The sequence below is a fragment of the Candidatus Poriferisocius sp. genome (assembly GCF_965202595.1).
Classification (GTDB): Bacteria; Actinomycetota; Acidimicrobiia; order Acidimicrobiales; family Bin134; genus Poriferisocius.
In genome coordinates this window covers 2,995,710-3,020,213 of the sequence record NZ_OZ241836.1, presented here as the reverse complement: position 1 = coordinate 3,020,213, position 24,504 = coordinate 2,995,710, and the positions used below count along the sequence as shown (strand labels likewise).

Below are 24,504 nucleotides of genomic sequence, written 5' to 3'. Positions count from 1 at the left end.
CCTCCCCCCTACTCCAGCGCCACCTCCTCGCACCGGGTGGGAGCTCCGTCGGGGTCGAACACCCGGGGTTGGGAGATGAAACCGGTACCGGGGCGATCGGTATTCAGGTAGGCCTCGATGGCATCGGCAGTGGCATCAGCGGCCACCCCGATGTAGCGATCGGTGGCGAACAGCGCAGCCTCGGAGGGGTTGGAGAGGTAGCCGTACTCGACCAGAACGGCGGGTAGGTTCGGCCGCCGGATCATGCCGTAGGCATCCCCGCCCTTGGGGAGAAGCACCCGCAACACGCCGGCGGTGGGCAGGCCGCTCCAGGCCACATCATCGAACCTCGACAAGGCGGCGGTGATCTCCTGGTAGAGCAGCCCCCCGAGGCGGGAGGAGTCGGCCCGGGCCACCGAGTACGACACCGACTGCACATACACCTCGGTACCCGGCCTGCCGGTTTTGCCCCAGGTGGGGGCATTGTGGTGGATGGATACGAGAGCGTCGGCATCCAGCGCGTCGGCGAACCCGGCCCGCATCGACAGCGGCAACCCGTAATCACCGGTGCGGGTGAGCACGGCGGTAATGCCACGATCGGCCAGTTCCTCCACCACGGCGCGGGCGAGGGTTAGGTTGAGGTCGCTCTCCCTAAGGCCGTTGGGGCCCACCGCTCCGGGATCCCACCATCCCCCGTGACCGGGGTCGAGCACGATCTGGGTTTGGTGGAGTGGTTCGCCGGTGGACACCTCCGCTGTGTTGCCGCACGGGGTCCGCACAACATAACCGGTGCCGGCCCGGCCGGTAACCGCCACCGGCACGCCGGAGGGGGTGATCAGCCCCCGCGGCTCACCCCGGTGGGAGTTGGTCGACGGGGCACCGGTCTCGCCGACACCAGGCGAGCCCTCCGGTGGGGATACCGTCAGCGGCGAGCTGTACCGCCAGCGCCCGACCGGGGAGTCGTCGGAAACGAACCGCAGCTTGGGCAGCATCGGGGTGCCCCAGCGGATCCAACCCACCAGCTTCTGCACCGCAACCTCGGTGCCCCCACCCGCCACCCGGCGGGCCAGGATTCGCACCCACTGCTTATCGACCGGGGTTTCCACCGGGAGGGGCGAGCTGTACCACCAGCGCCCGACCGGGGAGTCGTCGGAAACAAACCAAACAGCGGGCCGCACCCGGTCACCCCAGCGGTTGGAGCCCGCATACTGCTGAATCGCAACCTCGGTGCCCCCACCCGCCACCCGGCGGGCCACGACCCGCACCTCACCCCCATCCTGGGTTCCAGCAGCCGAACCAACCAAACCCAAACCGGCCACCACCAGAACGGCGGCCACGAAAACCCCCGCGGCGCTCCGCCAACCCCACCACACCCTGAAATTCGGCAGTGAAGCGCTACCGGATTGCCACGAGACCATTCCCCATTCTTGCGACACAGCCCGCGCCGATCGCTATTTCGAGCTGATCACCTCCAGAAAGGAATCGCTATTTCGAGCTGATCGCCCCCGGGAAGGAATCGCTATTTCAAACGGATCGCCACCGAAAGGATCGCTATTTCGAGCTGATCGCCCCCGGGAAGATCGCCACCTCCCCGGAGGGATCGAGACGGGCCGTCGCGGTGGTCCCCTCGGCAATGGTGCCGCTGAGGACGGCCTCGGCCAGGCGGTCGGCCAGCTCCCGCTGGATGACCCGCTTCAGGGGGCGGGCGCCAAAGGCGGGGTCGTAGCCATCGGCGGCCAGCTTGGCCCGCACATCGCTGTCCACCACCAGATGGATACGGCGACTCGAGAGGCGCTCGGCCAGCCTCTCGACCTGGAGATCCACGATCTGGGCCAAATGCTCGGGCTCCAACTCGCCGAACGTCACGATGTCGTCGATGCGGTTGATGAACTCCGGGCGGAAGTACTCCTTGGGATCCACCGCCAGGTTGGAGGTCATGATGAGCACCGCGTTGGTGAAGTTCACCGTGCGCCCCTGGCCGTCGGTCAGCCGCCCGTCGTCCAGCAACTGGAGGAGCACGTTGAACACATCGTTGTGGGCCTTTTCGATCTCGTCCAGCAGCACCACCGCGTAGGGACGCCGTCGCACCGCCTCGGTGAGCTGGCCCCCCTCCTCGAACCCGACATAGCCGGGCGGCGCCCCAATGAGGCGGGACACGCTGTGGCGCTCCATGTACTCCGACATGTCGATACGAACCATTGCTCGCTCGTCGTCGAACAAAAAGTCGGCCAGCGTGCGGGCCAACTCGGTCTTGCCCACCCCGGTGGGACCGATGAACAGAAACGACCCGATGGGCCGGTCGGGGTCGGACAACCCGGCCCGGCTGCGGCGAATGGCCGATGCCACCAGGGCAACCGGCTCATCCTGACCGATCACCCGCCGGCTCAGCACCGATTCCAGCCTCAGCAGCTTGTCTGTCTCCCCCTCCATGAGGCGGGTGACCGGCACCCCGGTCCAGCGAGACACCACCGAGGCAATATCGTCGGAATCCACCTCCTCCTTGAGCATTTGCCGGTCGGTCTGGAGTTCCACCAGGCTTTGGCCGGCCTCGACGATCTGCCGCTCCAGCTCGGGGATCCGGCCGTAGCGAATCTCCGCGGCCCGCTCCAGGTCGGTCTCCCGCTCCAGGGCGGTACTCAGCGCGTCCTGCTCCTCTTTCAGCACCCGGATCCGGTCGATGGCCTCCTTCTCCGACTGCCAGTGGGCTTGCATCCCGGCCAGATCCTCCCGCTGGTTGGCCAACTCCTCATCGAGAGCCTCCAACCGTTCGGCCGATGCCGGGTCGGACTCCTTGGCCAGTGCCACCCGTTCGATCTCCAACTGGCGGATGCGGCGATCCACCACGTCGATCTCGGTGGGCATCGAGTCGATCTCGATGCGAAGCATGGATGCGGCCTCATCCACCAGATCGATGGCCTTGTCGGGCAGGAACCGCCCGGTCACGTACCGGTCGGAGAGCACCGCGGCCGCCACCAGAGCCGCATCCTGGATGCGAACCCCGTGGTGCACCTCATAGCGCTCTTTGAGCCCTCGCAAAATGGCCACCGCGTCCTCCACCGACGGCTCGCCCACGAACACCTGCTGGAAGCGGCGCTCCAGGGCGGCATCCTTCTCGATGTGGGTGCGGAACTCATCCAGGGTGGTGGCCCCGATCATGCGCAACTCACCCCGGGCCAGCATGGGTTTGATCATGTTGCCGGCATCCATGGCCCCTTCGGCCGCGCCCGCGCCCACGATGGTGTGCAGCTCATCGATGAAGGTGATCACCCCACCGCCGGCATCGGTGATCTCCTTCAGAACCGCCTTGAGCCGCTCCTCGAACTCTCCCCGGTACTTGGCCCCAGCCACCATGGCCGACATGTCCAGGGCCACCAACCGCTTGTTCTTCAGCCCCTCGGGTACATCCCCGTCGGCAATCCGCAGGGCCAGCCCCTCCACGATGGCGGTCTTGCCCACACCGGGCTCACCAATCAGCACCGGGTTGTTCTTGGTACGGCGGCTCAGCACCTGAATGGTGCGGCGGATCTCCTCGTCCCGTCCGATCACCGGATCGAGCTTGCCGTCACGGGCCAAAAGAGTGAGATCCCGGCCGTACTTCTCCAGCGCCTGGTAGGACCCCTCCGGGGTGGTCGAGGTCACCCGATGCGATCCCCGCACCTGGGCCAGCGCCTCCAGCAGGCGGTCACGGCCCACCCCCACCCGGTCGGCCATGGCCAAAAGCAGGTGCTCGGTGGACAGGTACTCGTCGCCCAGCTCGGCGCGAGCCGCATCCGCGGCCTCAAGGATTTGGGCGAGATCCCGGGCGGTGCGAACCTCGGTGCCGTAGGCCGACGGCAGCTTCACCAGCTCGGCCTCCAGCCGGGATCGCAGCTCGGGCAGGGCGATGCCGGTGCGCTGCAACACCGGCAGTACCACCCCGTCGGTCTGGCCGATCAGCGCCAGTAGCAAATGGTCGGGGGTGACCTCGGGGTTGCTCCTCGATTGAGCCATGGTGGAGGCATCGTTGAACGCCTCCCTGGTCTTCAGTGTCCACCGGTTGGGGTCGAGCATCGGTGTTCTCGCCTTTCTTCAAAAGTTGGTCTGTGTATTACAACCACCAAAAGTTGAGGGTATTCCACTCAATTTTCTTTCGTCTTAGTTATGAATATGGGTTGGAGGTAACCTCATCGTCCATGGACACCACGCCGGTCATCATCGAAGTGGCCCTGAACGGCACCACCGGTCGGGCCCGCAACCCCCATGTTCCCATAAGTCGCGATGAGCTGATCGAGGATGGTCGGGCCTGTATCGAGGCCGGGGCCAGCATCGTCCACTGCCACATAGCCGACATGCGGGTGCCGGCGGCCGAGGCCGCAGCCGAATACCGGGCCACCTTTGAACCCTGGGTGGCCGCCGATCCCGACGTGCTGGTGCTGCCGACCCTGGGATGGGGCCGGACCATGACCGACAAGCTCGGCCACGTGGAACTGCTGGCCGGAAACGGTCTGCTACGGCTGGGGTTCATCGATCCCGGCACCATGATTTTGGGCAAGGCCGGTGCCAACGGGCTGCCCGACCCGGAAAGCCACGTGTACATCAACACCTACGCCGACATGGAGGTGGCCATCGAGCAGTGCAACCGGCTCGGCCTGGGTATGCACTTCGCCATCTTCGAGCCCGGCTTCTTGCGCAACGTGCTCTCGTACTGGCGCTACGACCAGCTCACGCCCGGATCGTTCGTCAAGTTCTACTTCGGGGGGCCGGGCGGCTACTTCGCCATCGGCGACAGCGTGACCTTCGGCCTGCCCCCCACCGCCAAGGCCCTGGATGCCTACCAGGAGATGCTGGATCTGGCCGGCTGCGACCTACCCTGGTTCTCGGCCGTGGTGGGTGGCGATCTCATCAACACCCCGATAGCCCGGCTGACCCTGGAACGGGGCGGCCACCTGCGGGTGGGCCATGAGGATCACGCCGGCGACCGCACCCCGCCCAACCGGGAGCTGGTGGCCGAGGTCGCCACCCTGGCCGCCACCGTGGGCCGCCCCGTGGCCACCCCCGCCCAAGCCGTCAATATCCTCGGCCTCCCCACCCGCCAAGTCCTAGGGAGCAGCTAACACGTAAAACAATTTTATTATTTGCAAAAATATTCAGTTTTGTGCAAAAATATGTAAAATATTACGACATGCTAGCAATTTTCAGTGTATATAAATGGATAGAATCTTCTCTAAGTTCTCCTCTAGCCCCGCTTTTTGACAATAAACTTAACAACGTTATATATAACTTTGCGTGTTTTCAGGCCTCAAAAACTAAAACGCAAAGGGCTGTGATAAAGTTTTCGCCGTGGCTGAAGATCTTATCACCTTGGTTGCCACCCTGGTTGCCAGAGGCGAAACCCATGAAATCGAGTTCAAGCGCGATGTCACCGACGATGAGTTGGTCGAAGCAGTGGTGTGCCTCACCAACGGTGACGGCGGCTGGCTCCTCATCGGTGTGGACGACAACGGCAACATCGTCGGAGTTCCGCCTCGGCACGATGGCGTTACCCATGTTCACCGCATTGTGGCCATGGTGGCCAACAAAACTTCGCCCACTATCACAGTTGAGGTGAGTGTCGCGAAATTGGGCGGCACGGAAGTGGTAGTTGTGCGGGTACCAAAAGCACCAACGGTCGTAGCTACTTCTTCAGGGCGCTACCTGCGCAGAGCTACCGACGTGCACGGCAAACCCGAATGTCGGCCCATGTACCCTCATGAAGTCCAGGCTCGGATCAGCACACTTGGCAGGCACGACCTGTCGGAGCTACCTCTGAATGGTCTGCAAACCGAAGATCTGGATCCCGGAGAGCTGGATCGGTTCCGCTCCCTGGCCGGAGAAAGTGGTGACGCTGTGCTGTCCAACCTCTCCAACGGAGATCTTCTCTCCGCTCTAGGGCTCCTTTCTAGCGATAACGTCCCAACGCTTGGCGCAGCTCTTATCTTCGGTACTCAGAAGGTGCTGGAAAAATTCGTACCTACCCACGCGGTTGTATTTCAGGCACTTGATGCCCATTACACAGTCCAAGCCAACCGCAACCTGCGAGCACCACTTATGAAGGCGATGCTCGAACTGGTTGACGCTGTGCAGCCCTACAACCCGGAGGAAGAAATACAAGATGGGCTCTTCCGACTTGACCTCCCCCGCTACTCGGAGGTCACAGTGCGAGAGTTGATCGCCAACGCCCTCGTGCATCGCAACTATTCGGTCAACGGCCAGGTGCGTATCGCGATTGAGGACACCACGCTATCGGTCAGCAGCCCAGGCGGATTTCCTGATGGCATCACCATCAACAACCTGCTTACAGCGCCGCCACAGGCACGCAACCCCCGAATCGCCGATGCGTTCAAGCGGGCTGGCCTCGTTGAGCGCACCGGCCGCGGCATCAACCGGGTCTACCGATCCCAGCTCGCGCTCGGGCGGCCGCAACCTGATTACTCGCGATCAACCCAAGAATGGGTCGAAGTAAGGGTGTCGGGCGCTTCAGCGGACCGAAAGTTTGCTGCTTTTGTCGCCCGCGAGGCACGCGCCAACAGGCCCCTTGACCTTCGCAAGCTTCAAATCCTCCACGAAGTGGAATCGGAAAGGCTCATAACTTCGACCCACGCTGCTCAACTATTGAATATCTTGCCTGCCGAAGCACGATCGGTACTCAACAACCTGGTAGAGGGCGGGCTTCTGGAAGCTCGGGGCGAAGGGAGGAGTCGTGCCTACCACCTTACTGCCGAACTCTACAGAGAAGTAGGCGAACCAGTCAATTATGTGCGCATTCGCGGTTTCGCCCCTTTCCAGCAGGAACAGATGATGTTGGCATACGCCACCGAACATGGATTTATCACAAGGAGCCAAGCTGCCGAGCTGTGTCGACTCTCACCCGACCAGGCCTCACGGCTATTACGCCGGATGGTTGAAGAGGGTAAGCTCCGCATGACCGGCACTCGTCGAACTGCCCGCTATCACCCGGTGTAACCGCATAACTGCCGCCGAAGAACCTCCTGACCGGATGCAGGGTAAGGCCTCGGTGCCAGGCTCTCCCCACATCCTAACCGGATAGGGGGCTCAAATACCCAGGCCCGCGGCGGTGACGAAGTTGCGGTAGAGGTGGGCGGCGGAGGTGGCGAAGTCGTCGAGATTGCGGTCGGCATCGGCAGCCATCCGGTCGAGGGCATCGGGGCCGAGTTCGGCCTCCAACGCCCGGCGGTAGGCGGGCACCGCCGCCCAGTTCCGCACCGTGGTGGGTTCAACCTCGACGTGGTACTGCATGGACCACGCCCGGGGGCCCACCCGCATGGCCTGATTCGGACACCCCGGGGACTCGGCCAGCACCACGGCGGCCGGCGGCGGGTTCACCACCTGCACCGAGTGCCATTGCAGCACCCGCTGGCGAGCCGGCATCTTGTCGAACACCGGGTCGGCCCGGCCGGCCGCGGTGAGCTGCACCTCCATCACCCCGATCTCCGGGGGACGCTGCGGGCCGCATGCTCCGCCCAAGGCATCGGCCAGCAACTGGTGACCGAGGCACAGCCCCAGAAACGGCCTTTCCAGCTCCCCGACCCAGCGCCGTATGGCCTGCTTCTCGGCCACCAGCCACGGGTGCTCGCCGGTGTCCCACACATTCATCGGGCCACCCATCACCCACAGGGCGTCATGGTCCTCCAGCGGCGGGATGGCATCCCCGGCATCCAGCTCCACCACCGTGCAGTCCACCCCGTCGGCTCTCAATCCCTCCCGCAGGCTGCCCGGGTGCTCACACTCGATGTGCTGGAACACCAGCAATCTCCAACTTCGGCCCATGCCCATATTCTGCTCACCCCGCCTCAACCTCCGACCACACAACCAGCAGGATCACAACCAGGGGGTCCATCGCGACGGAATTATGAACATTCAGGTCCCTCCCGACCACGCAACTAGGGTTTGGGGCATGGCCGGTATTTACCTGGATCGAGCCCGGGAACTGCGCTCGCTGATCGACGAGAACGCGACCAAGAGCGAAGGGCTGCCCATCCCCCCGGAGACGGTCAACGCCCTGGTCGATGCCGAGCTGCACAAGGTGATGGTGCCCGCCGCGGTGGGCGGGCTGGAGATTCCCGTCAACGACTGCATCGACATATGGAGCGAGATCTCCCGGGCCGACGGCTCGGTTGGCTGGTGCCTGATGGCCAGTTGCGCGGCAACGGCCTACTTCGCAGCCTGGTGCCCCGATGAGCACGTCAACCGGATGTTCGCCGATGGGGTGCCCCTGTCGGCCGGGCAGTTCGCCCCCAACGGCACCGCCACCCCCGACGGCGACGGCTTCCGGATCAAGGGGCGCTACTCGTTCGGAAGCGGCATCAACCATGCCCAGTGGGCCGGGGCCGGGGTGCTAACCGTCGAACCCGAGGGCGTGGATCCCCGCTACCTGTTCGCCATCTACCCGGTGGAGAAGGCCCGGATCACCGGCAACTGGGAGGTGATGGGCCTCCAGGCCACCGCCAGCTACGACTACACCCTCGAGGACGTGTTCGTGCCCGCCACAGCCACCTTCGACATGTTCAACCTGACCGTGCACCGGGGTGGCCCCCTCTACAAGCTCGGGGTGATGCCGCTCACCGCCGCCGGCCACGCCGGGTTCGCCATCGGGGTGGTACGTCGGGGTCTCGACGAGCTTTATTCGGTGGCCCGCTCCAAGCAACGCATGGGTGATGCCACCATGCTGGCCCAGAACGAGCGTTTCGTGCATGAGATCGGGGAGCTGGAGTCCCGCTTCCGGGCCGCCCGCGGCTGGCTCCACGAAACCTTCGCCACCGCCGAGCGCACCGTTGGTGACACCGGTGAGGTGGACCCGATGGACGTGATCCTCACCCGCCAGGCCACCGTGTTCGTAACCCAGGAGGGGGCCGACATCCTGCGCCGGGCCTACCTGCTGGCCGGCACCGACGCTCTGCGCTCGGGCGGCCTCCAGCGGGCATTCCGGGACATCCACGCCGGCACCCAGCACATCTTCGCCGGCACCGGCCCCGCCCTGGAGCTGGGCCGAGCCCTCCTCGACACCGCTCCCGACAACCCCCTCGACGCTCCTTAACCCACCGAACAGCACCAGCATCAAGGGGATACGGTGAAGGCACGGCGGCGGTTAGGGCCGAACCGATAGATGCGGAAGTCGTTGCCAAGCGTAACCACATCGGTGATACCCAGCCGCTCCATGATGGCCCAACTTGTGCGGTCCGACAGCGAGAAGTCCTGATCCGCGAATGCTTTACCGATCGTGGCCGCTACCTCCAGGTCGGCCAATCGAGAAACCTCAATAGTGGCGATCCCGTTACGTATGGCGTTGACAAGCTTCTCAGCCGGCCCAAAACCATGACGGTAACGCATGACTGTCCACGTTTCTTGCAGCACATGGTCGCTAGTAACAATGCGGCCCTGACGATAACGCAGAGCAGCCGCGACCCGTTGGTGAGACACCTCGGCCCGAACAGCCATTGACACCCAGGCTGAGGTGTCAACATAGGAATGGTTCACGTTCTATTGGGTGATCCGCTTGCGCAAAGCTTGCTTACCGCCTCGGCAACGATCTGCCCACCGTCACGGGCCATATCGAAAGACACCCCATCAACGATTCCGCAGATCGCGTCAATGTCGCCCTGAGGCTGGGGTTCGTTGAGCTCTTTCTCGAACAGGCGGCGGGAGAACTCTGCAAAACTGATGCCGAGTTCTGCCGCACGTTGCTTGGCTCTGGCATGAAGATGGTCGGGCAGCGTCACGATCGCTCTCATAATGATATCATAACATCATTACGGTGGATGCGTGGACTGACCCCGAATCGCCACCTGCCGGTACGCTAGGGCAATGGCTCTGGTAGTTCCTGGCGCAACCGTCAACGATGCCTGCGGTCCCGATCCGGGATTTTTCTGCGAGCTGGTCTTCGACAACACCGAGAACGAGCGGCTCGCCGAGATCATCGGCTGGGTGGTGGAGCGGCCCCTGCGAATCATCCTCATCCTGCTGGTCGCCTGGATCATCAAGAAGATCGCCCACAAGCTGATCGAGCGAGCGGTGAGCCGGCTGGTGCGCCAGGCCGAGAGCGACACCGAGGAGAAGCTCGAGCACGCCGGCAAGCTGGACTTCGGAGCCCGAGCGGCCAAGGCCCTCAACATGATCCACGAGCGCCAGGAACGCAGCACGCAACGCATCAAGACCATTGCCGACGTGTTGAAGAGCCTGGCAACCGCGCTCATCCTGGCGGTGGCCGCGCTGTTGTGCCTGAGCGAGTTGAGCATCGACCTGGCCCCCCTGATTGCCGGGGCCGGTATCGCCGGCCTGGCGGTGGGCTTCGGTGCCCAATCGCTGGTGCGGGACTTTCTGGCCGGCATGTTCATTCTCATGGAGGACCAGTTCGGGGTGGGCGACGTGGTGGATGTGGGCGATACCTCCGGCACCATCGAGAAGGTCAGCCTGCGCACCACCACCCTCCGGGACGTGGGCGGCGTGGTGTGGACGGTTCCCAACGGGGAGATCCGCCGGACGGCCAACCACTCGCAGCTCTGGGCGCGCGCCATCCTGGACATCGGTGTCAGCTACGACACCGACATCGACCAGGCCAGCGGGATCATGAAGGCAGTGGCGGATGAGCTGTGGCGGGAGAACAACCCCGATGCCACCATCTTGGAGGAGCCCTCGGTGTGGGGGGTTCAGGAGCTGGGTAACGATGCCGTGGTTATCCGCCTGGTGGCCAAGACCGATCCCAGCGAGCAGTGGGGGGTGGGCCGCATCCTGCGGGCCCGCATCAAGAAGGCCTTCGACGAGGCCGGCATCGAGATCCCCTTCCCCCAGCGCACCGTATGGATCCGCAATGAGAGCGACACCGATGGTGCCGAGCCGCGGCGGTTACCCGATTCAGTCGATGGGCATAAACGACCCGTCGCCAGCGGCGACGACGAAGCGCCCGCAGAACTCTCCGGCCACAGCGGCAGCCATGACGGTGGGGATGGAGGAGACGAGTAGGGTTCGGGCACCGTCGGCGAATTCACCGATGACCACAGCCCGTTCGGGGCCTTCTCGCCCCCAGATCACCGTGTAGGACACCACCGTGGCCTGCTCCCCCTCCCCCTCTCCCTCCCCCACCCGGTAGGGCTTGGGCCGCAGTTCGCCGGCCACGGTTCGGGTCACATCCAGGTTGGCGAACGGCTGGGATGGCGGCTCGGTTGACCAGGCGCTCACCCCCTGCTTGGTGATCATCCCGCTGATGGAGGTCAAAAGGCCGGTGGATCCAGGGTCGGCCCGAAGCACCTGGGCGAGCTTGACCGCGGCCTGGATCACGTAGTTGTTGAGTGGCCCTCCCGCCCAGGTCATGCCTCCGGTCACGGTTGGACTTCGCTCCCCGGCAATATCGATACCCAGCTCCAGGGCCTGGGTGCGCACGGCTATGGGGAAGCAGGAATAAAGGTCCACGTGATCCATCTCGTTGGGAGCCACCCCAGTGTGGTCGGCCAAGGCCCGGCCCGCGTGGGCAAAACCCGGGCTGCGGTGGAGTTCGGGGCGCTCGGTAACCGCCACCACGTGGTTGGACTCGGCCGCCGCCCAGGGGAACACCCAGCGATTTGCGGGAACACCCAGCGCTCGGGCGGTACCCGCCGAGCAAAAAATCAGGGCTCCGGCCTGATCCACATTCCACTGCGAGTTGTGCCATTTGGTGTAGGGCCAGGCCAGCATCCGGTTGCCGTTGGCGGGCGTGGCAATGGCCGCCGCATCCAATCCGTCCCGGAACCAGGCATCGGGATTGGCCGCGGCCACCTGGGCGAAGCGGGCCCACAGATTGGACACCTCGGCTCGGTGCTCCTCGATGGTCTGACCGTCGGCGAATCGGCGGGCATTTTCGATCATGGCGTAGTGGTGGGTGGCCATCACCAGCCCCTTGTCGATCTCGGCCCGGCTGATAATCATGCCCTGGGGGGTCACCAGCTCATCGGGTTCGACCCCACCCTGGTCGGTATCGGGAGCATCCTTACCGGTGATGGATGCCCTCAGGGCCCGATGCTTGGCCTCCCCACCCACCACGGCCACCACATCGGCGGTCCCCGATGCGATGGCGGCGGCGGCATCGCCCATCACCGCTGTCTGCAATATGCCCACATCGGCCAGATGGCTGCGAGCCCGGGTTGCCCCCACTGCTTCGGCCACCCAGCGGGCCGGATCGGAATAGCCCCAGGTGCCCTTGGTAACCCTCACCTGGTCGAGTCGGCCCAGAAGCCGGCCGGCACCAGCGTCATCGGCGGCGGCCACCAGGGCCTGGGCCATCAGCGCCACCGCCTCCGATGCTTTTGAGGGGTCGTCGAACCGCTGAGCAGCCGTCGCCGCCCCCACCAGTACCGGAGTTCGATCAGAAACAGTCACTCTTGAACCCTAACCCAACACTTCCAGCGGGCTGCGGGAGAGGCCTCGCTGAGACCAAGGCCAAACCAGACCAAGGCCAGGTTGTAGCGTCGGGCCATGGAACTTTGGGAGTTGATCGCTCGGGAATCGATCCGTGATCTGGTGGGGCGGTACAACGCCAACGGCGACTCGGGCCGCTTCGACCAGGTGATGGACCTGTTCGCCCCCGGCGCGGTGATGCACACCCCCATGCACGGCACGAAGGTGGGAATCGACGAGATCCGTACCATCTTCACCGGGGCGAGGGAGACCCTGGCCGAGATTGGCGGCGGCACCCCCAAGTACATCCGCCACCTCACCGCCACCCACCAGATCGATGTTCTCTCACCCACCGAGGCCCGGGGCCGCTGCTACTACCACGTCATCATGGAGCACGGCCTCGACCACTGGGGTCGCTACATCGACCGCTACGGGGTGGTGGACGGCCGCTGGATGTTCACCGAACGATTGGTGACCATGGACGGTTGCATCCCCGGCAGTTGGGGTGCCCAAAACTCGGCACGCGCCCAGAACCTCGACTAGCAGGAACCGATCAACAGGGGTGATTTGCTTTGAATCCCCTGGCATTTGAGTTATATCTACACCAGGCACACCACATAGGTGTATTGTATTTTCGTGGATCAGACCAGTTGCAGAACCCGAACCAACATCGAACTCGATAACGGACTCGTTGATATCATCATGCGCCGCTACGGGGCGCGCACTAAAACTGAGGCGGTTCACCTCGCTCTTCGACACCTAGCTGGTCAACCCCTGACCATTCAGGAAGTCCTGAATGGTCAGGGTGCAGGTGATATAGATCAAGTACCACCCGACAGAGGTCCTCGCTCGCTAGACCGTTCCAGCTCGTGATCCTTGCCGACACATCCGCCTGGGTAGAGTATGACCGAGCCGGTAATTCCCCCCTCCACCGCCACTTGGCCGCACTGATCGCCAAAAACGCCGACGATGTAGCGGTAACCGAACCAGTACTGATGGAAGTGCTGGGCTAGGGAGATCTCAGGGAGCAGGGGTGTTGGAATCGAGCACGGTGCCGGGGTTGGCCCCGGTGAGGGTTCCCTCCACCTGGGTGAGCACCCCGTTGACCACCGTGGCCCGGTAGCCGCCGGGTGGGCGACGCAGGCGGGGGGCACCCGAGGGCAGATCGGACACGAAGCTGTCGGTGTCCCACGACAGCTCATTCAGATCGAACACCGTCACGTCACCGGCGTATCCGGGCAGCAGGCGACCCCGGTCGTTGAACCCCATGATCTCGGCTTGACGGCCGGTGATCCCGTACACCGCGTGTTCCAGTTCGAGGTCGCCCCGGTCGCGCACGTGGCGGGTCAAAAGCAGGGTGGTGTCGCCCGCCGCACACATCATCTGCACATGGGCCCCGGCATCGGAGGCGCTGATGAGGCAGCGGTCGTCGGAGATCATCTTGGCCACCCCGCCGACGTTGCTGTTGCTCACCCCCATGGCCACCACCCCGGGCTCCAGATCGTTCTCGATAATCCAGTCGGCGAACACGTCGGATGGATGGCCACCCCGGGCCTCGGTCAGATCGGCCAGCGAGCGCCCCAGCCAGCACTCGTTGCCGGGACGGGTGACCGAGGTGAACCGCACAAAATCGGGACGATTGATGGGGAACAGCGACTTCTCGGTGATGTCCCACTCGGTGCGAGCTGTCTCCCGCCAACCGGGATCGGCCAGCATCTCCCGCCGGGTCTGCCCGCTCACCCCCATGATCTGGTTCCAGCCCTTGGGCAGCATCATGAACACCATGGTCTGCTCCCAACTCACGTTGAGGTCCAGCGTGCGGGGCGAGGCTATGGGCCACATGTCACAGCCCCCGTCCCGGATGTCCTGGGTGAGGGCCATGAACTCCTCGGAGCGAGTCGGGGCCATGTCGGTGTGCAGGAGCCCGTTCCAGATGGAGGTGACTCCCCGGGGACCGAGGATTCCAGCCATGCGGCGGATGTCGCCGTGGGGGTCATCGCCGGTGAGGTTGGGGATGAACTCCACCAAACCCTGCCCGGTCGCAGCCAGCACATCGGCCAGTGCGCCCAACTCGGTGTCGCAGGCCAACCGGCTGGGCACCGGGCGGCTGCGCCGGTCCAGGTCGAAGAACGAGGTGCTGAAGCCATAGCAACCCGCGCTCATGGCATCGGCCAGCTCGGTGGCCATGGCCTCTATCTCCTCGGCGGTGGCCTCCCGAGTCCAGGCATCGTCGCCCATCACGTAGATCCTCAGCATGGAGTGGCCGATCAGCGAGGCCATGTTCAGCGCGATGCCCCCGTCGTTCATGGCATCCCGGTACTGGCACCATGATCCCCAGGTCCAGGGGATGCCCGACTCGAAGTCGGCCACCGGCATGTCCTCGATGTAGCAGAACACGTCGATGAGTTCGTGCAACTGCTCGGGCATGGCCGGGGCCAGCGACAGCGAGCAGTTGCCGATCAGCGCGGTGGTCACACCATGCTGGGGCATGGGGTCGCACCCCCGATCCCAGAACATCGAAGGATCCAGGTGGGTGTGGGAATCGATGAAGCCGGGGGACACATAGCAACCACCGGCATCCAACTCGGTCTCGCCATCGGGAACCAGGCCCGGACCCACCTCGGCGACAACGCCGCTCCGGATGCGTATATCAGCGGGTCGAGCCGGGTGACCGGTGCCATCGATCAGGTCACCGCCCCGGATGATCAGGTCGGACATGGGCAAACGATAGGGAACGGGGCCATGCTGAGTCCCATCGTGGACAATCCCATCGTGGACAATCCCATCGTGGACAATCCCATCGTGGACAATCCCATCGTGGACATAGTCATAATAGATATAGTCATAGACATAGCGCGCCGACTAGTTGAAAAGTTATAGCGAATAGATATAATCGCGGTTCCATGTTGGATCTGGCCGTGCTCGGACTGCTCAAGGAGGGCGACCTTCACGGCTACGAGCTGAACAAGCGTCTCAAGACTCTGGTCGGAGGATATGCCACCTCGTTCGGGGCCCTGTACCCCGCGTTGGCTCGGCTGGAGCGGGGCGGCTGGGTGAGTTCGACCGCAGTGGTGCCGACCTCGGACCCGGACGATCCAACCGCCGCCGGGCGGGCCCGTCGTACCCGTCGCCGCAGCGGACGGTCCAAGTCGGGCCGGACCCGCAAGGTGTACCACATCACCGAAGCCGGTGAATCCCACCTTCTGGAACTGCTCCAGGAGGATGCCAGCAACGAGCGACGCTTCCGCTTGCAGCTCGCCTTCTGCCGCTTCTTGTCCCCCGACCGGCGACTGGAACTGCTGGAGCTGCGCCGAGCCCACTTGATGGGCCTGCAAGCCAGGGGACGACGCAACCCCGAACAATCCACCGATCCCTATGTGCGGTCCCTGTTCCAACGAGACCGGGAGCGCCTGGAGCACGATCTGGCCTGGCTCGACCGGTTGATCGCCACCGAGCGCAACCACCAGCAGGGCGAGACCGAACCCATGATCGACCGCTCACTCCAGATCGAACCCGGACCCGATACCCCATGATCGACCGCTTGCGCGATACCGAACCCGGACCCGATACCCCATGATCGACCGCTTGCGCGATACCGAACCCGGGTCCAACCCCATGATCGACCGCTTGCACGCCGGTCAGGACAACTTGGAAAGTTAGAAAGGTGCCAATCATGCACAAACCAATCCGCATCGCCATAGCCGGTGTCGGCAACTGTGCCAGCTCCCTGGTGCAGGGACTCCATTACTACGCCGACGCAGAACCCGACGATCACGTACCCGGTCTCATGCACGTAGTGCTGGGGGGTTACCACATCAATGACGTCGAGCCGGTGGCCGCTTTCGACGTGGATGCCTCCAAGGTCGGTTTGGACCTGGGCAAGGCCATAAGCGCTGCCCCCAACAACACCGTTCAATTTTGCGACGTACCGGAACTCGGGGTGCAAGTGCTTCGAGCCCCCACCCTGGATGGTTTTGGCGAGTACTACCGCACCCAGTGCGAGGAGTCCCCGGCCGAGCCGGTGGATGTGGCCGAGGCGCTGCGGCAGGCCGGGGCCGATGTGCTCATCTCCTACTTGCCGGTGGGCTCCGAGGAGGCCCAGCGTTACTACGCCGAGTGCTGCCTGGAGGCCGGGGTGGCCTTCGTGAACGCCATACCGGTGTTCATCGCCTCCGATCCCGAATGGGCCCAACGCTTCACCGATGCGGGGCTACCGGTGGTGGGCGACGACATCAAGAGCCAGGTGGGAGCCACCATCTTGCATCGCACCCTGGCTCGGCTCTACGAGGACCGGGGGGTGGAACTCGACCATACCTACCAGCTCAACTTCGGCGGCAACATGGACTTCATGAACATGCTGGAGCGGTCCCGGCTGGTGTCCAAGAAGATATCCAAGACCCAGTCGGTCACCAGCCAGATCGACAATGGCATCTCCGACGAAGATGTGCACATAGGGCCAAGCGACCACGTCCCCTGGCTGAACGACCGGAAATGGGCACACATCCGTCTCGAAGGCCGGGGCTTCGGTGACGTACCCCTGAACATCGAACTCAAGCTGGAGGTGGTGGACTCCCCCAACTCCGCTGGTGTCATCATCGATGCCCTGCGCTGCGCCAAACTCGGCCTGGACCACGGCATCGGTGGCCCCCTGCTGGGCCCGTCCGCCTACTTCATGAAAAGCCCCCCCATCCAGTACCGCGACGAGGTTGCCCGCGAGATGGTCGAAGCCTACGCCCGGGGCGAGATCAGCTAGAAAGCAGCAAACTAAGATGACCCGCCAAAGCAGGATCCGATTCCTCGGGAAAACTAGCTTTTGGCAACTGCGATAGCTCCCCCTTCATAGCACACCTAACATCTAGTATACTAAAAAGTCATGACAGCCAACAGGGACAAACCAGATAGGTGGAAACAGGATATTACGCTGTCAGTAGATATGTACAACGATTGGTTCATACATTTTGCACCTGAAGTTTACCGTTCGACACGGATACAGACCGTAAAGGATGTCGAGAAAACTTTTAAAGCGACAAATAATCTAACTAATATTGGGATAGATTTGCTAAAGGCAAAACCTTCAGCCTTACCATCACTTAGAATGTCTACTTCCCCACCTCTAGCTGTGGATAGACTTATTGGCCTTGCCGGTGTTTCCAGTAATTTAGTCCGAACAATGGAAAAACATAACCGACTTCCAATGCGAATGGCACAACATGAACTAGATAGTGAGCTCAAGAAGGTCAGCCATATAATCAAAAAAATGACTGACCCAGATGTTTTCGTTTGGCTGGAGCGTGGGGATGACCCATCTGAACAAGAATTATATCGAGCAGCGACAATTGTAGCTGACCGCCTGTGTGGAACTGTTGCAAATCCGATCATTCGTAACGCACAAGAAAAGCGTCAACTTGCTAAAATTGATGAATGGTTGACTGCATCAGGTTATAAACATCTACCGACAGGTGAGGCTACACAGTATGACAAATTACAACCAGGAACGTACTTATTTCGACTCAACATCCCAGTTACACAGGGAAAATCTTCCAAAACAGTGTTTATCTCAATAGATGTGGTAGTCATGCCCAAAATAGCTAAAGATGGTGAACTACCATTGTTTATCGAGGCAAAGTCAGCAGGGGATTTTACAAATGTAAACAAAAGACGCAAAGAAGAAGCTATGAAGGTGAACCAATTGCGCCGTACCTACGGTCATAATGTTCGTTATATTTTGTTCTTGTGTGGATATTTTGATAGTGGTTATCTTGGTTATGAGGCAGCTGAAGGAATTGACTGGGTTTGGGAACATCGTATAAATGACTTTAAAAATGTTGGACTATGAACTATGAATGAAGCAGTTTCAGAGCTAGAAAAGCAACGACTAGTAATACAGGATGAGCTTGACTCACAAAGAGACAACACTGTGCGGAACTACATGGGCCAGTTTGCGACACCCACTACTTTAGCTATCGACATACAACGTTTTGCAAAAAAGCATCTAGATGAAAATGAGGAAATCCATTTCATTGACCCAGCAATAGGGACTGGCTCTTTCTATTCAGCACTAATGCAAGTGTTTATACAATCAAATATTATTACTGCTGTGGGTTATGAGATTGACCCATATTATGGAGAACCAGCGTTAAAACTTTGGGGGGAAACAGGGCTAGACATTCGTTTAGAAGACTTTACACATGCTAACATATCAGAAGCAGATAAAAAATTTAATCTACTAATTTGTAATCCACCTTATGTGCGACATCACCACATCTCTAGTGTTGAAAAACAGCGATTAAAACTGCGCACACAAGATGCCTGTGGGGTGACAATAAGCGGATTGGCAGGATTATATTGCTACTTCTTAGGGCTAAGTCATAAATGGATGGCTGATGGTGCGCTAGCTGGATGGTTAATTCCAAGCGAATTCATGGATGTAAATTACGGAACCTCTATAAAACAATATTTACTAGAGAAGGTCACACTCTTACACGTTCATAGATTTGATCCGAATGATATACAATTCTGTGATGCCCTTGTGTCATCTAGCATAGTGTGGATCCGAAATCAACCTCCTAGAACAGGACATAAAGTACGCTTCACATATGGTGGAAGCCTTGAACAACCTAAACTAGAACGGTTGGTCTCGGTTGAAAGTTTACATTGTGACCCAAAATGGACAGGTTATCCTATGAAGGAAAGCTATGAGGTAAAGAAAGGGCTAGTGTTAAGCGATTTATTTAAAATAAAGCGGGGCTTGGTTACTGGAGGGAATGATTATTTTATTCTCCCAATACATGAAATAGCACGACGTGAACTACCGATGGAAGCGTTCAAGCCGATCCTACCAAGCCCACGTTATGTGCCAACAGATGAGGTCAAAGAAGATAGAGACGGGCAACTCATATTGGAACGGCGTTTGTTCTTACTTGACCCTCCATGGAAAGAACAAGAAATCAGAAAACACTATCCTAAACTCTGGGATTACCTGGAAGAAGGTAAAGCGAAAGGAATTGCTGACCGTTACCTGTGTCAACATAGAACCCCATGGTATGCACAAGAATACCGACCGCCAGCTCCGTTTGTATGTACCTATCTTGGTCGAAATGATAAGAAGGATGGCAGACCGTTTCGCTTCATACTCAACAATTCTGAAGCAACAGCCGCAAACGTATACTTGATGCTATACCCCAAAGGAAATTTGAAGCACGCGCTGAAAACCCAACCTGATCTTAAACGGCAGGTCTGGAAATTCCTCAATGAAATCTGTCCACAGATGATGCTTGGAGAGGGTCGAGTTTACGGTGGTGGACTTCACAAGCTGGAACCAAGGGAACTGGGAAATGTTCCAGCAGGGTCGATTGCCGAGCTATTACCCGAATCGGCGCGACCACAAAAAGAAAGGCAATCCCAGTTGTTCGGGGAGCCGGCTGCGTAGTCTGCGGAGGTAGGAACGGGTGGCCGGGGACGGTTTATGTTATGTATTGGGTTTCGAGGTTTTTTGGAGTTGCCAACTCAGCAGGTGGGCGTGGGCTTCTTCGAGGGTGAGGGGGCCGGAGTCCAGGCGGTGGCGGCGTAGTTCCTCCACGGCTGCGCCCACCTCGGGCCCGGGGTCCAAACCGAGCAGGGTCATTATCTCCCCGCCGTCCAGCACCGGGGGACCGCCCAGGTCGGGTTCGGCTTCCCGAAGGGCGGCCACATCGGTTGCCAGCGTGCCAACATCGCCCAGGGTTGATGCCACTGCCACCGCCTGATCCAGATGGGAGCCGGCACCGATCACCCAACGGCGCAACTCGGCCAGGGTTCGGGGCGGCCGATCCAGAGCACCCCGGGCCGCGGCCAGAACGGCGAGCACCCTCCGGCGCGTCGAGTTGGTGGCCCGCCTCTCGACCAGGGCAGCCCGAACTTGATCAAGCGATCCCCCACCGGCCATCAGCGCGGCCAGGCGGGCCATCGGATCATCGCCGACCCGGGAGAGTCGGGACAGAGCGGCCGCTCTGTCCCCCACCGGACCCAGAACGCGCTCACCCAAACCGGTCTCGAGCAGCAGGCCAAAGCCGGGCCCGGGATTGGGCAGGGCCAGAAGCCGGTCGAGCTCGTCGCGTATCCGCTCATGAGCCACGATGTCGAGACGGTCGGCCATGGTGGCCATCGCGACCATCAGGCTCGGGGCGGCAGTCAGATCCAACTGGGCCAGAAAGCGGGCCGCCCGCAGCATACGTAGAGGATCGTCGCTGAAAGTTTCTGCGGGGTCGAGCGGGGTGCGCAGGCGGCGGGCCACCAGGTCCCCGGCCCCGTCGAAGGGGTCCACCAGGCCCCCTGAGGGCAGCTCGACGGCCATGGAGTTGATGGTGAAGTCACGGCGGGACAGGTCAACCCTGATGGCGTCGGCAAAGATCACATCGGGCTTGCGGGATCCGGGGCGGTAGCGCTCGGTGCGGTGGGTGGTGATCTCGACTCGGCGGTCGCCCCGGCGAGCACCGACGGTGCCGAACCGCTCGCCCTGGGTCCACAGGGTGTCAGCCCAACCTTCCAAGATGGACTTGACCACTCCCGGCTGGGCATCGGTGGTGAGATCCAGGTCGAAAGCCGAGCCCAGTGGCAACCCCGCAATCGCGTCGCGCACCACCCCGCCCACCAGGTAGATCCGGTGGCCGCGGGCAACGAACCGCTCGGCCAACTCCCGGGCCTCCTCCCGGATCGGAATCAGACTATCGATGCTCACGGCAACAGCGCGGCCGCAGCGGCCACCACGTCGGCCCCCGGACCACCCGCGGTGGCCGGTTCCGGTCGCCAGGACGACCCCACCAGCGCCGCCACCGCAGCCGCCGCCGAATCGGCCAGGGCATCCAGGTTGTAGCCGCCCTCCAGAAACGCAACCCGACGACCGGGGGGCACCACTTCGATCACCGCGGCGGTGAGGTCGTAAAAATCCCCTGAAGTCAAACCCAAGCTGGTCAGCGGATCGGCCCGGTGGGCATCGAAACCGGCCGACAGCACCAGCCAGCCCGGGCAGAAACCCTCCACTGCCGGCAACACGGCCTCGTCCCAGCACCGCCGATACACATCGCCGGTAGCCCCCGCCGGTAACGGCAGGTTGATGGTGGTGCCCAGCCCGGCCCCGGCACCCCGCTCCTCGATCCCACCGGTTCCTGGATACAGGGGGTGCTGGTGCCACGAGACGTACATCACCCGGTCGTCCTCCCAGAAAATGTCCTGGGTGCCGTTGCCGTGATGAGCGTCGTAATCCACCACCAGCACCCGCTCCCCCCGGTCGGCCAGCGCCCGAGCGCAGATCGCCGCGCTGTTGAACAGGCAGAACCCCATCGATTGAACCGGGGTGGCGTGGTGGCCCGGCGGGCGCACCGCGCAGAACGCGCCATCACCAATCCCGGCGGCCAGATTCTCGATCGCCACCAATCCCGCACCCGCCGCCAACCGGGCCGCTACTTCCGATCGGGGGGCCAGCACCGTATCGGGATCCAGCCGGCCACCTCCGGCTCGGGTCACCCGGTCCACTGCGTCGAGGACCGACCGGTGGTGCACCGAGAGCAACTCGTCATCGGAGGCCGGACGGGGTTCGATGGCAACAAGAGCATCGGTCAGCCCGGCTTTTTGCACCCCACCCATCACCGCGTTCAGCCGGGCGGGCCGCTCAGGATGGGCCCGCCCGGTGTCATGATCCAGACACCGCTCATCGGCTATCCACAGAACCGGCACCTCCCCACGGTACCCCCACCCCGACTCGCCGCCGCCGGCATTCACCGCATCGCCCAGTTCCCAATTCAATCAGCTCCACCGGCCACTAGCCTCAGCGACATGGTGGAACCACAATCGCGGCAAAAAATCAACACGCTGGAACCACAATCGCAGCAAAAAACGGCTGGGCTTCAAACCAATCACCCCCGGCCTTCAGGTTCTGGAGATACTTCTTGAACCGTAAACACTGCCCAACAGGCCCGCCAGGCTCCCGGTTCGCAGGATACTCCTTGAACCGTAAACACTGCCCAACAGGCCCGGCCGGCTCCCGGTTCGCCGCCGGAGTGCTAGCGGTGGCGGTGACTCTTTTGTTCATTGCCGAACCGATGGCCGTTTTCCCAGCCGCATCCGCCCAGGACAACACCAACCCTGAACAAGCTACCCCCTCCATCGAGCTGGTCAGCCAGAGCATCTGGGTGGCAGCCGAGGACACCTTCCAACTCTCCCTTCGGCTGCTAGAAGCCCCCAACGGCTCGACCCTGGACATCAACATCGGAGCCCCCATCCGATCCCGCACCGCCTTTCTGGATCGCCTGGCCGAGCCCTTCACCAGCCCTGTTCTGCACCAGCTCTCCCGGTTGCCCATCCCCGAACCCGGCCCAACCGGAATCTCGTCGTTGTCGGTGGTCACAACCAGTGGGCAAAACTCCAAAGCGAACCAGCCGGACCGGCCCCGGCTGTTCCTACCCACCGAGGGGGTTTATCCGGTAAACCTCGACCTCCGGGGCCCCGACGGTGCTCGCCTGGGCACCGTCCACACGTTCTTGGTGCGCACCCCCCCATCCAACCCCGAACTGCCCCCCCTGCTGGTGAGCACCGTGCTATCGGTGAGCGGTCCCCCCGCCGTCGACCAGGAGGGCAACGTGGATCTGGGACCAACCGGCCCGAACCTGCAAACGCTCGCCGACGTGCTTGATCCCCAGCTTCGTCCCCAACACCTCGTTACGGTCTCGCTGGATCCTCATCTGATCGATGCTCTGGCCCTGAGCCGCCGGCCCGAGCACACCGAGTTGCTGGCCCGGCTCCGGAGGGCCACGGCCAGCCGCCACATCACCAGCAATACCTACGTGCCCCTGGACAGCAACGCGTGGATCGACCAGAACCTGAGCCTTCAGATCGGCTGGCAGATCGAGTCGGGGGCGGCGGTGGTGGACGAGCACCTCGGCCACCCGCCCGACCGCACCACCATGGTGCTGACCACATCGGCATCCCCCGAGTTGCTGCAAAGGCTCCGGCGAGAACGGGTGAGGCTGGTGCTGGTGCCCGAGGCCCTGCTCGACCCGGTCGACGATCTGGCGAGCACCTCAGCCAAAACGTCGTTCTTGCTACCCGCAGTCGGCGATCCCATGCCGGCGGTGGCCATCGACAGCACCGCAACCGCCCACTTCTCTCGGGCCGATGACAGCCGGGTGGCCCCCTACCTGGTGCTGGCCGACCTGGCGGCCCGCTGGTTCGAGGATCCCCAGCAACGCCGCGGCATCGTGCTGGCCCCGCCAATGGCATCACTGCTGGATCCCGATGACCTGGGAACGCTGCTGGACGAGATCACCACCAGCCCGATCCTGGCGGCCGCCGGCCCCGCCGAGATCGTGGAGAACCTCGAACCCGGAACCCTCCGGCAGGTGCGTCCCGCGGGGGAGAACGGGTTCGGGGAGGACTACGAGGCCGCGTTGAGCGATGGGCAACGCATCGCCCGGTCCTACCAGAACATGGTGGACCCCATCGCCACCGCGGGCACCCCCGAGCGCCAGCTCATCGAGACCTTGGAGCGAGCCCTGCTCCTGTCGGGAGCCTACGGCCTGACCGAGACCCAGCGGGACTCCTACCTGGGGGTTGTGGCCCAAACCGTGCGTGACACCGTGGCCGCCATCCAACCCCCGAGCCAGCAGAGGATCACCCTCACCAGCCGATCGGGCACCATCCCGATGCTCATCCGCAACAACCTGGATTACGACGTGATCGTCCGTCTGGACCTCAACAGCGACAAGCTCGACTTTCCCGACGGTGACTCCCGTCTCTGGCGATTGTCACCCGGTGTCACCCAGGTGCAGGTGGCGGTACGAGCCAAAACCTCGGGCGATGCGGTGTTGAAAGTCAGCGTCAATTCTCCCACCGGCCTGCTGGCCCTGGGCGAGTCCCAGCTCACGGTGCGAACCACCTCGCTATCGGGAACCGGGGTGGGTATCGCAGCCGCAGCACTGGCCATCCTGCTGGTGTGGTGGGCCCGCAACTGGTGGTCCCGCCGCCGCTGAATGTCAAAAAGTGACATAAAATATGTCCTCTTTTGAAAGCAATTTTGGTTGAAACTTCCTGATTGCCGAGGTACCGTGCTCTGTATCGCACAAGAACAGGGAAGTGCGCCAACCAAAGCAT

Annotated in this window: 21 protein-coding genes; 12 read left to right on the top strand and 9 right to left on the bottom strand. The window is 62.2% G+C overall.

Annotated elements, in window-relative coordinates; all coding sequences use genetic code 11:
• Positions 1-8: 8 nt before the first annotated feature.
• On the bottom strand, positions 9-1,415 hold the full coding sequence (locus tag ACOGXC_RS13805; protein ID WP_419918744.1) for an N-acetylmuramoyl-L-alanine amidase family protein: 1,407 nt from the start codon (positions 1,413-1,415) through the stop codon (positions 9-11).
• A gap of 115 nt (positions 1,416-1,530) precedes the next feature.
• Positions 1,531-4,029, bottom strand: coding sequence for an ATP-dependent Clp protease ATP-binding subunit (locus tag ACOGXC_RS13800; RefSeq protein WP_419918743.1), 2,499 nt, complete (start codon positions 4,027-4,029; stop codon positions 1,531-1,533).
• A gap of 122 nt (positions 4,030-4,151) precedes the next feature.
• Here ACOGXC_RS13800 and ACOGXC_RS13795 point away from each other — a divergent pair, with 122 nt between their 5' ends.
• Complete coding sequence (locus tag ACOGXC_RS13795) at positions 4,152-5,072, top strand: 3-keto-5-aminohexanoate cleavage protein (RefSeq protein WP_419918742.1); 921 nt, start codon at positions 4,152-4,154, stop codon at positions 5,070-5,072.
• A gap of 226 nt (positions 5,073-5,298) precedes the next feature.
• Complete coding sequence (locus tag ACOGXC_RS13790) at positions 5,299-6,960, top strand: RNA-binding domain-containing protein (protein ID WP_419918741.1); 1,662 nt, start codon at positions 5,299-5,301, stop codon at positions 6,958-6,960.
• A 90-nt stretch (positions 6,961-7,050) separates the two neighbouring features.
• Here the strand turns inward: ACOGXC_RS13790 and ACOGXC_RS13785 are convergent, their stop codons facing one another.
• Positions 7,051-7,785, bottom strand: a complete 735-nt coding sequence (locus tag ACOGXC_RS13785) for a type 1 glutamine amidotransferase (protein WP_419918740.1) — start codon at positions 7,783-7,785, stop codon at positions 7,051-7,053.
• Between the two features lie 127 nt (positions 7,786-7,912).
• Here ACOGXC_RS13785 and ACOGXC_RS13780 point away from each other — a divergent pair, with 127 nt between their 5' ends.
• On the top strand, positions 7,913-9,052 hold the full coding sequence (locus ACOGXC_RS13780) for an acyl-CoA dehydrogenase family protein (RefSeq protein ID WP_419918739.1): 1,140 nt from the start codon (positions 7,913-7,915) through the stop codon (positions 9,050-9,052).
• 20 nt (positions 9,053-9,072) lie between these two features.
• On the opposite strand, the gene ACOGXC_RS13775 is transcribed toward ACOGXC_RS13780, so the two are convergent.
• Positions 9,073-9,492, bottom strand: a complete 420-nt coding sequence (locus ACOGXC_RS13775; RefSeq protein ID WP_419918738.1) for a type II toxin-antitoxin system VapC family toxin — start codon at positions 9,490-9,492, stop codon at positions 9,073-9,075.
• Entirely contained in the window at positions 9,489-9,746 is a 258-nt protein-coding gene (locus tag ACOGXC_RS13770; RefSeq protein ID WP_419918737.1) for a hypothetical protein, read from the bottom strand. Before ACOGXC_RS13770 ends, ACOGXC_RS13775 begins: the two co-directional genes overlap by 4 nt.
• Before the next feature lie 73 nt (positions 9,747-9,819).
• On the opposite strand from ACOGXC_RS13770, the gene ACOGXC_RS13765 reads away from it, so the two are divergent.
• Entirely contained in the window at positions 9,820-10,974 is a 1,155-nt protein-coding gene (locus ACOGXC_RS13765; protein WP_419918736.1) for a mechanosensitive ion channel family protein, read from the top strand.
• Here ACOGXC_RS13765 and ACOGXC_RS13760 read toward each other — a convergent pair.
• On the bottom strand, positions 10,867-12,363 hold the full coding sequence (locus ACOGXC_RS13760; protein ID WP_419918735.1) for an acetyl-CoA acetyltransferase: 1,497 nt from the start codon (positions 12,361-12,363) through the stop codon (positions 10,867-10,869). The genes ACOGXC_RS13765 and ACOGXC_RS13760 overlap by 108 nt on opposite strands.
• A 96-nt stretch (positions 12,364-12,459) precedes the next feature.
• On the opposite strand from ACOGXC_RS13760, the gene ACOGXC_RS13755 reads away from it, so the two are divergent.
• Positions 12,460-12,924: a nuclear transport factor 2 family protein gene (locus ACOGXC_RS13755; protein WP_419918734.1), complete on the top strand. Its 465-nt coding sequence runs from the start codon at positions 12,460-12,462 to the stop codon at positions 12,922-12,924.
• A 78-nt stretch (positions 12,925-13,002) separates the two neighbouring features.
• Entirely contained in the window at positions 13,003-13,254 is a 252-nt protein-coding gene (locus ACOGXC_RS13750) for a type II toxin-antitoxin system VapB family antitoxin (protein WP_419918733.1), read from the top strand.
• 147 nt (positions 13,255-13,401) lie between these two features.
• On the opposite strand, the gene ACOGXC_RS13745 is transcribed toward ACOGXC_RS13750, so the two are convergent.
• A complete protein-coding gene (locus tag ACOGXC_RS13745; RefSeq protein WP_419918732.1) occupies positions 13,402-15,099 on the bottom strand; it encodes an N-acyl-D-amino-acid deacylase family protein in 1,698 nt (565 codons plus the stop codon).
• A gap of 24 nt (positions 15,100-15,123) precedes the next feature.
• Between ACOGXC_RS13745 and ACOGXC_RS13740 the strand changes: the two genes are divergently transcribed.
• The 5 genes from ACOGXC_RS13740 (at position 15,124) to ACOGXC_RS13720 (ending at position 19,810) form a co-directional block, all read left to right on the top strand.
• Positions 15,124-15,261, top strand: coding sequence for a hypothetical protein (locus ACOGXC_RS13740; protein ID WP_419918731.1), 138 nt, complete (start codon positions 15,124-15,126; stop codon positions 15,259-15,261).
• A gap of 23 nt (positions 15,262-15,284) precedes the next feature.
• Positions 15,285-15,914, top strand: a complete 630-nt coding sequence (locus ACOGXC_RS13735; protein WP_419918730.1) for a PadR family transcriptional regulator — start codon at positions 15,285-15,287, stop codon at positions 15,912-15,914.
• Between the two features lie 140 nt (positions 15,915-16,054).
• Positions 16,055-17,134, top strand: a complete 1,080-nt coding sequence (locus ACOGXC_RS13730; RefSeq protein WP_419918729.1) for an inositol-3-phosphate synthase — start codon at positions 16,055-16,057, stop codon at positions 17,132-17,134.
• A 120-nt stretch (positions 17,135-17,254) separates the two neighbouring features.
• Positions 17,255-18,217: a XamI family restriction endonuclease gene (locus ACOGXC_RS13725; protein WP_419918728.1), complete on the top strand. Its 963-nt coding sequence runs from the start codon at positions 17,255-17,257 to the stop codon at positions 18,215-18,217.
• A 3-nt stretch (positions 18,218-18,220) separates the two neighbouring features.
• Positions 18,221-19,810 (top strand): Eco57I restriction-modification methylase domain-containing protein, encoded by a 1,590-nt coding sequence (locus tag ACOGXC_RS13720; RefSeq protein WP_419918727.1) that lies wholly within the window; start codon positions 18,221-18,223, stop codon positions 19,808-19,810.
• Positions 19,811-19,849: 39 nt separating this feature from the next.
• Here ACOGXC_RS13720 and ACOGXC_RS13715 read toward each other — a convergent pair whose 3' ends face one another.
• Both ACOGXC_RS13715 and ACOGXC_RS13710 read right to left on the bottom strand, forming a co-directional pair.
• Entirely contained in the window at positions 19,850-21,097 is a 1,248-nt protein-coding gene (locus ACOGXC_RS13715; protein ID WP_419918726.1) for a CCA tRNA nucleotidyltransferase, read from the bottom strand.
• Entirely contained in the window at positions 21,094-22,161 is a 1,068-nt protein-coding gene (locus ACOGXC_RS13710; protein WP_419918725.1) for a histone deacetylase, read from the bottom strand. Before ACOGXC_RS13710 ends, ACOGXC_RS13715 begins: the two co-directional genes overlap by 4 nt.
• A 263-nt stretch (positions 22,162-22,424) precedes the next feature.
• Here ACOGXC_RS13710 and ACOGXC_RS13705 point away from each other — a divergent pair, with 263 nt between their 5' ends.
• A complete protein-coding gene (locus ACOGXC_RS13705) occupies positions 22,425-24,383 on the top strand; it encodes a DUF6049 family protein (protein WP_419918724.1) in 1,959 nt (652 codons plus the stop codon).
• Positions 24,384-24,504: the final 121 nt, after the last annotated feature.

Bases quoted from the DNA above. Each gene is read 5' to 3' on its own strand.
- ACOGXC_RS13735 (WP_419918730.1), top strand. From the start codon at position 15,285: ATGTTGGATCTGGCCGTGCTCGGACTGCTCAAGGAGGGCGACCTTCAC.
- ACOGXC_RS13800 (WP_419918743.1), bottom strand. From the start codon at position 4,029: ATGCTCGACCCCAACCGGTGGACACTGAAGACCAGGGAGGCGTTCAAC.
- ACOGXC_RS13745 (WP_419918732.1), bottom strand. From the start codon at position 15,099: ATGTCCGACCTGATCATCCGGGGCGGTGACCTGATCGATGGCACCGGT.
- ACOGXC_RS13785 (WP_419918740.1), bottom strand. From the start codon at position 7,785: ATGGGCCGAAGTTGGAGATTGCTGGTGTTCCAGCACATCGAGTGTGAG.
- ACOGXC_RS13720 (WP_419918727.1), top strand. From the start codon at position 18,221: ATGAATGAAGCAGTTTCAGAGCTAGAAAAGCAACGACTAGTAATACAG.
- ACOGXC_RS13730 (WP_419918729.1), top strand. From the start codon at position 16,055: ATGCACAAACCAATCCGCATCGCCATAGCCGGTGTCGGCAACTGTGCC.
- ACOGXC_RS13740 (WP_419918731.1), top strand. From the start codon at position 15,124: ATGCTGAGTCCCATCGTGGACAATCCCATCGTGGACAATCCCATCGTG.
- ACOGXC_RS13725 (WP_419918728.1), top strand. From the start codon at position 17,255: ATGACAGCCAACAGGGACAAACCAGATAGGTGGAAACAGGATATTACG.
- ACOGXC_RS13770 (WP_419918737.1), bottom strand. From the start codon at position 9,746: ATGAGAGCGATCGTGACGCTGCCCGACCATCTTCATGCCAGAGCCAAG.
- ACOGXC_RS13755 (WP_419918734.1), top strand. From the start codon at position 12,460: ATGGAACTTTGGGAGTTGATCGCTCGGGAATCGATCCGTGATCTGGTG.
- ACOGXC_RS13795 (WP_419918742.1), top strand. From the start codon at position 4,152: ATGGACACCACGCCGGTCATCATCGAAGTGGCCCTGAACGGCACCACC.
- ACOGXC_RS13765 (WP_419918736.1), top strand. From the start codon at position 9,820: ATGGCTCTGGTAGTTCCTGGCGCAACCGTCAACGATGCCTGCGGTCCC.
- ACOGXC_RS13780 (WP_419918739.1), top strand. From the start codon at position 7,913: ATGGCCGGTATTTACCTGGATCGAGCCCGGGAACTGCGCTCGCTGATC.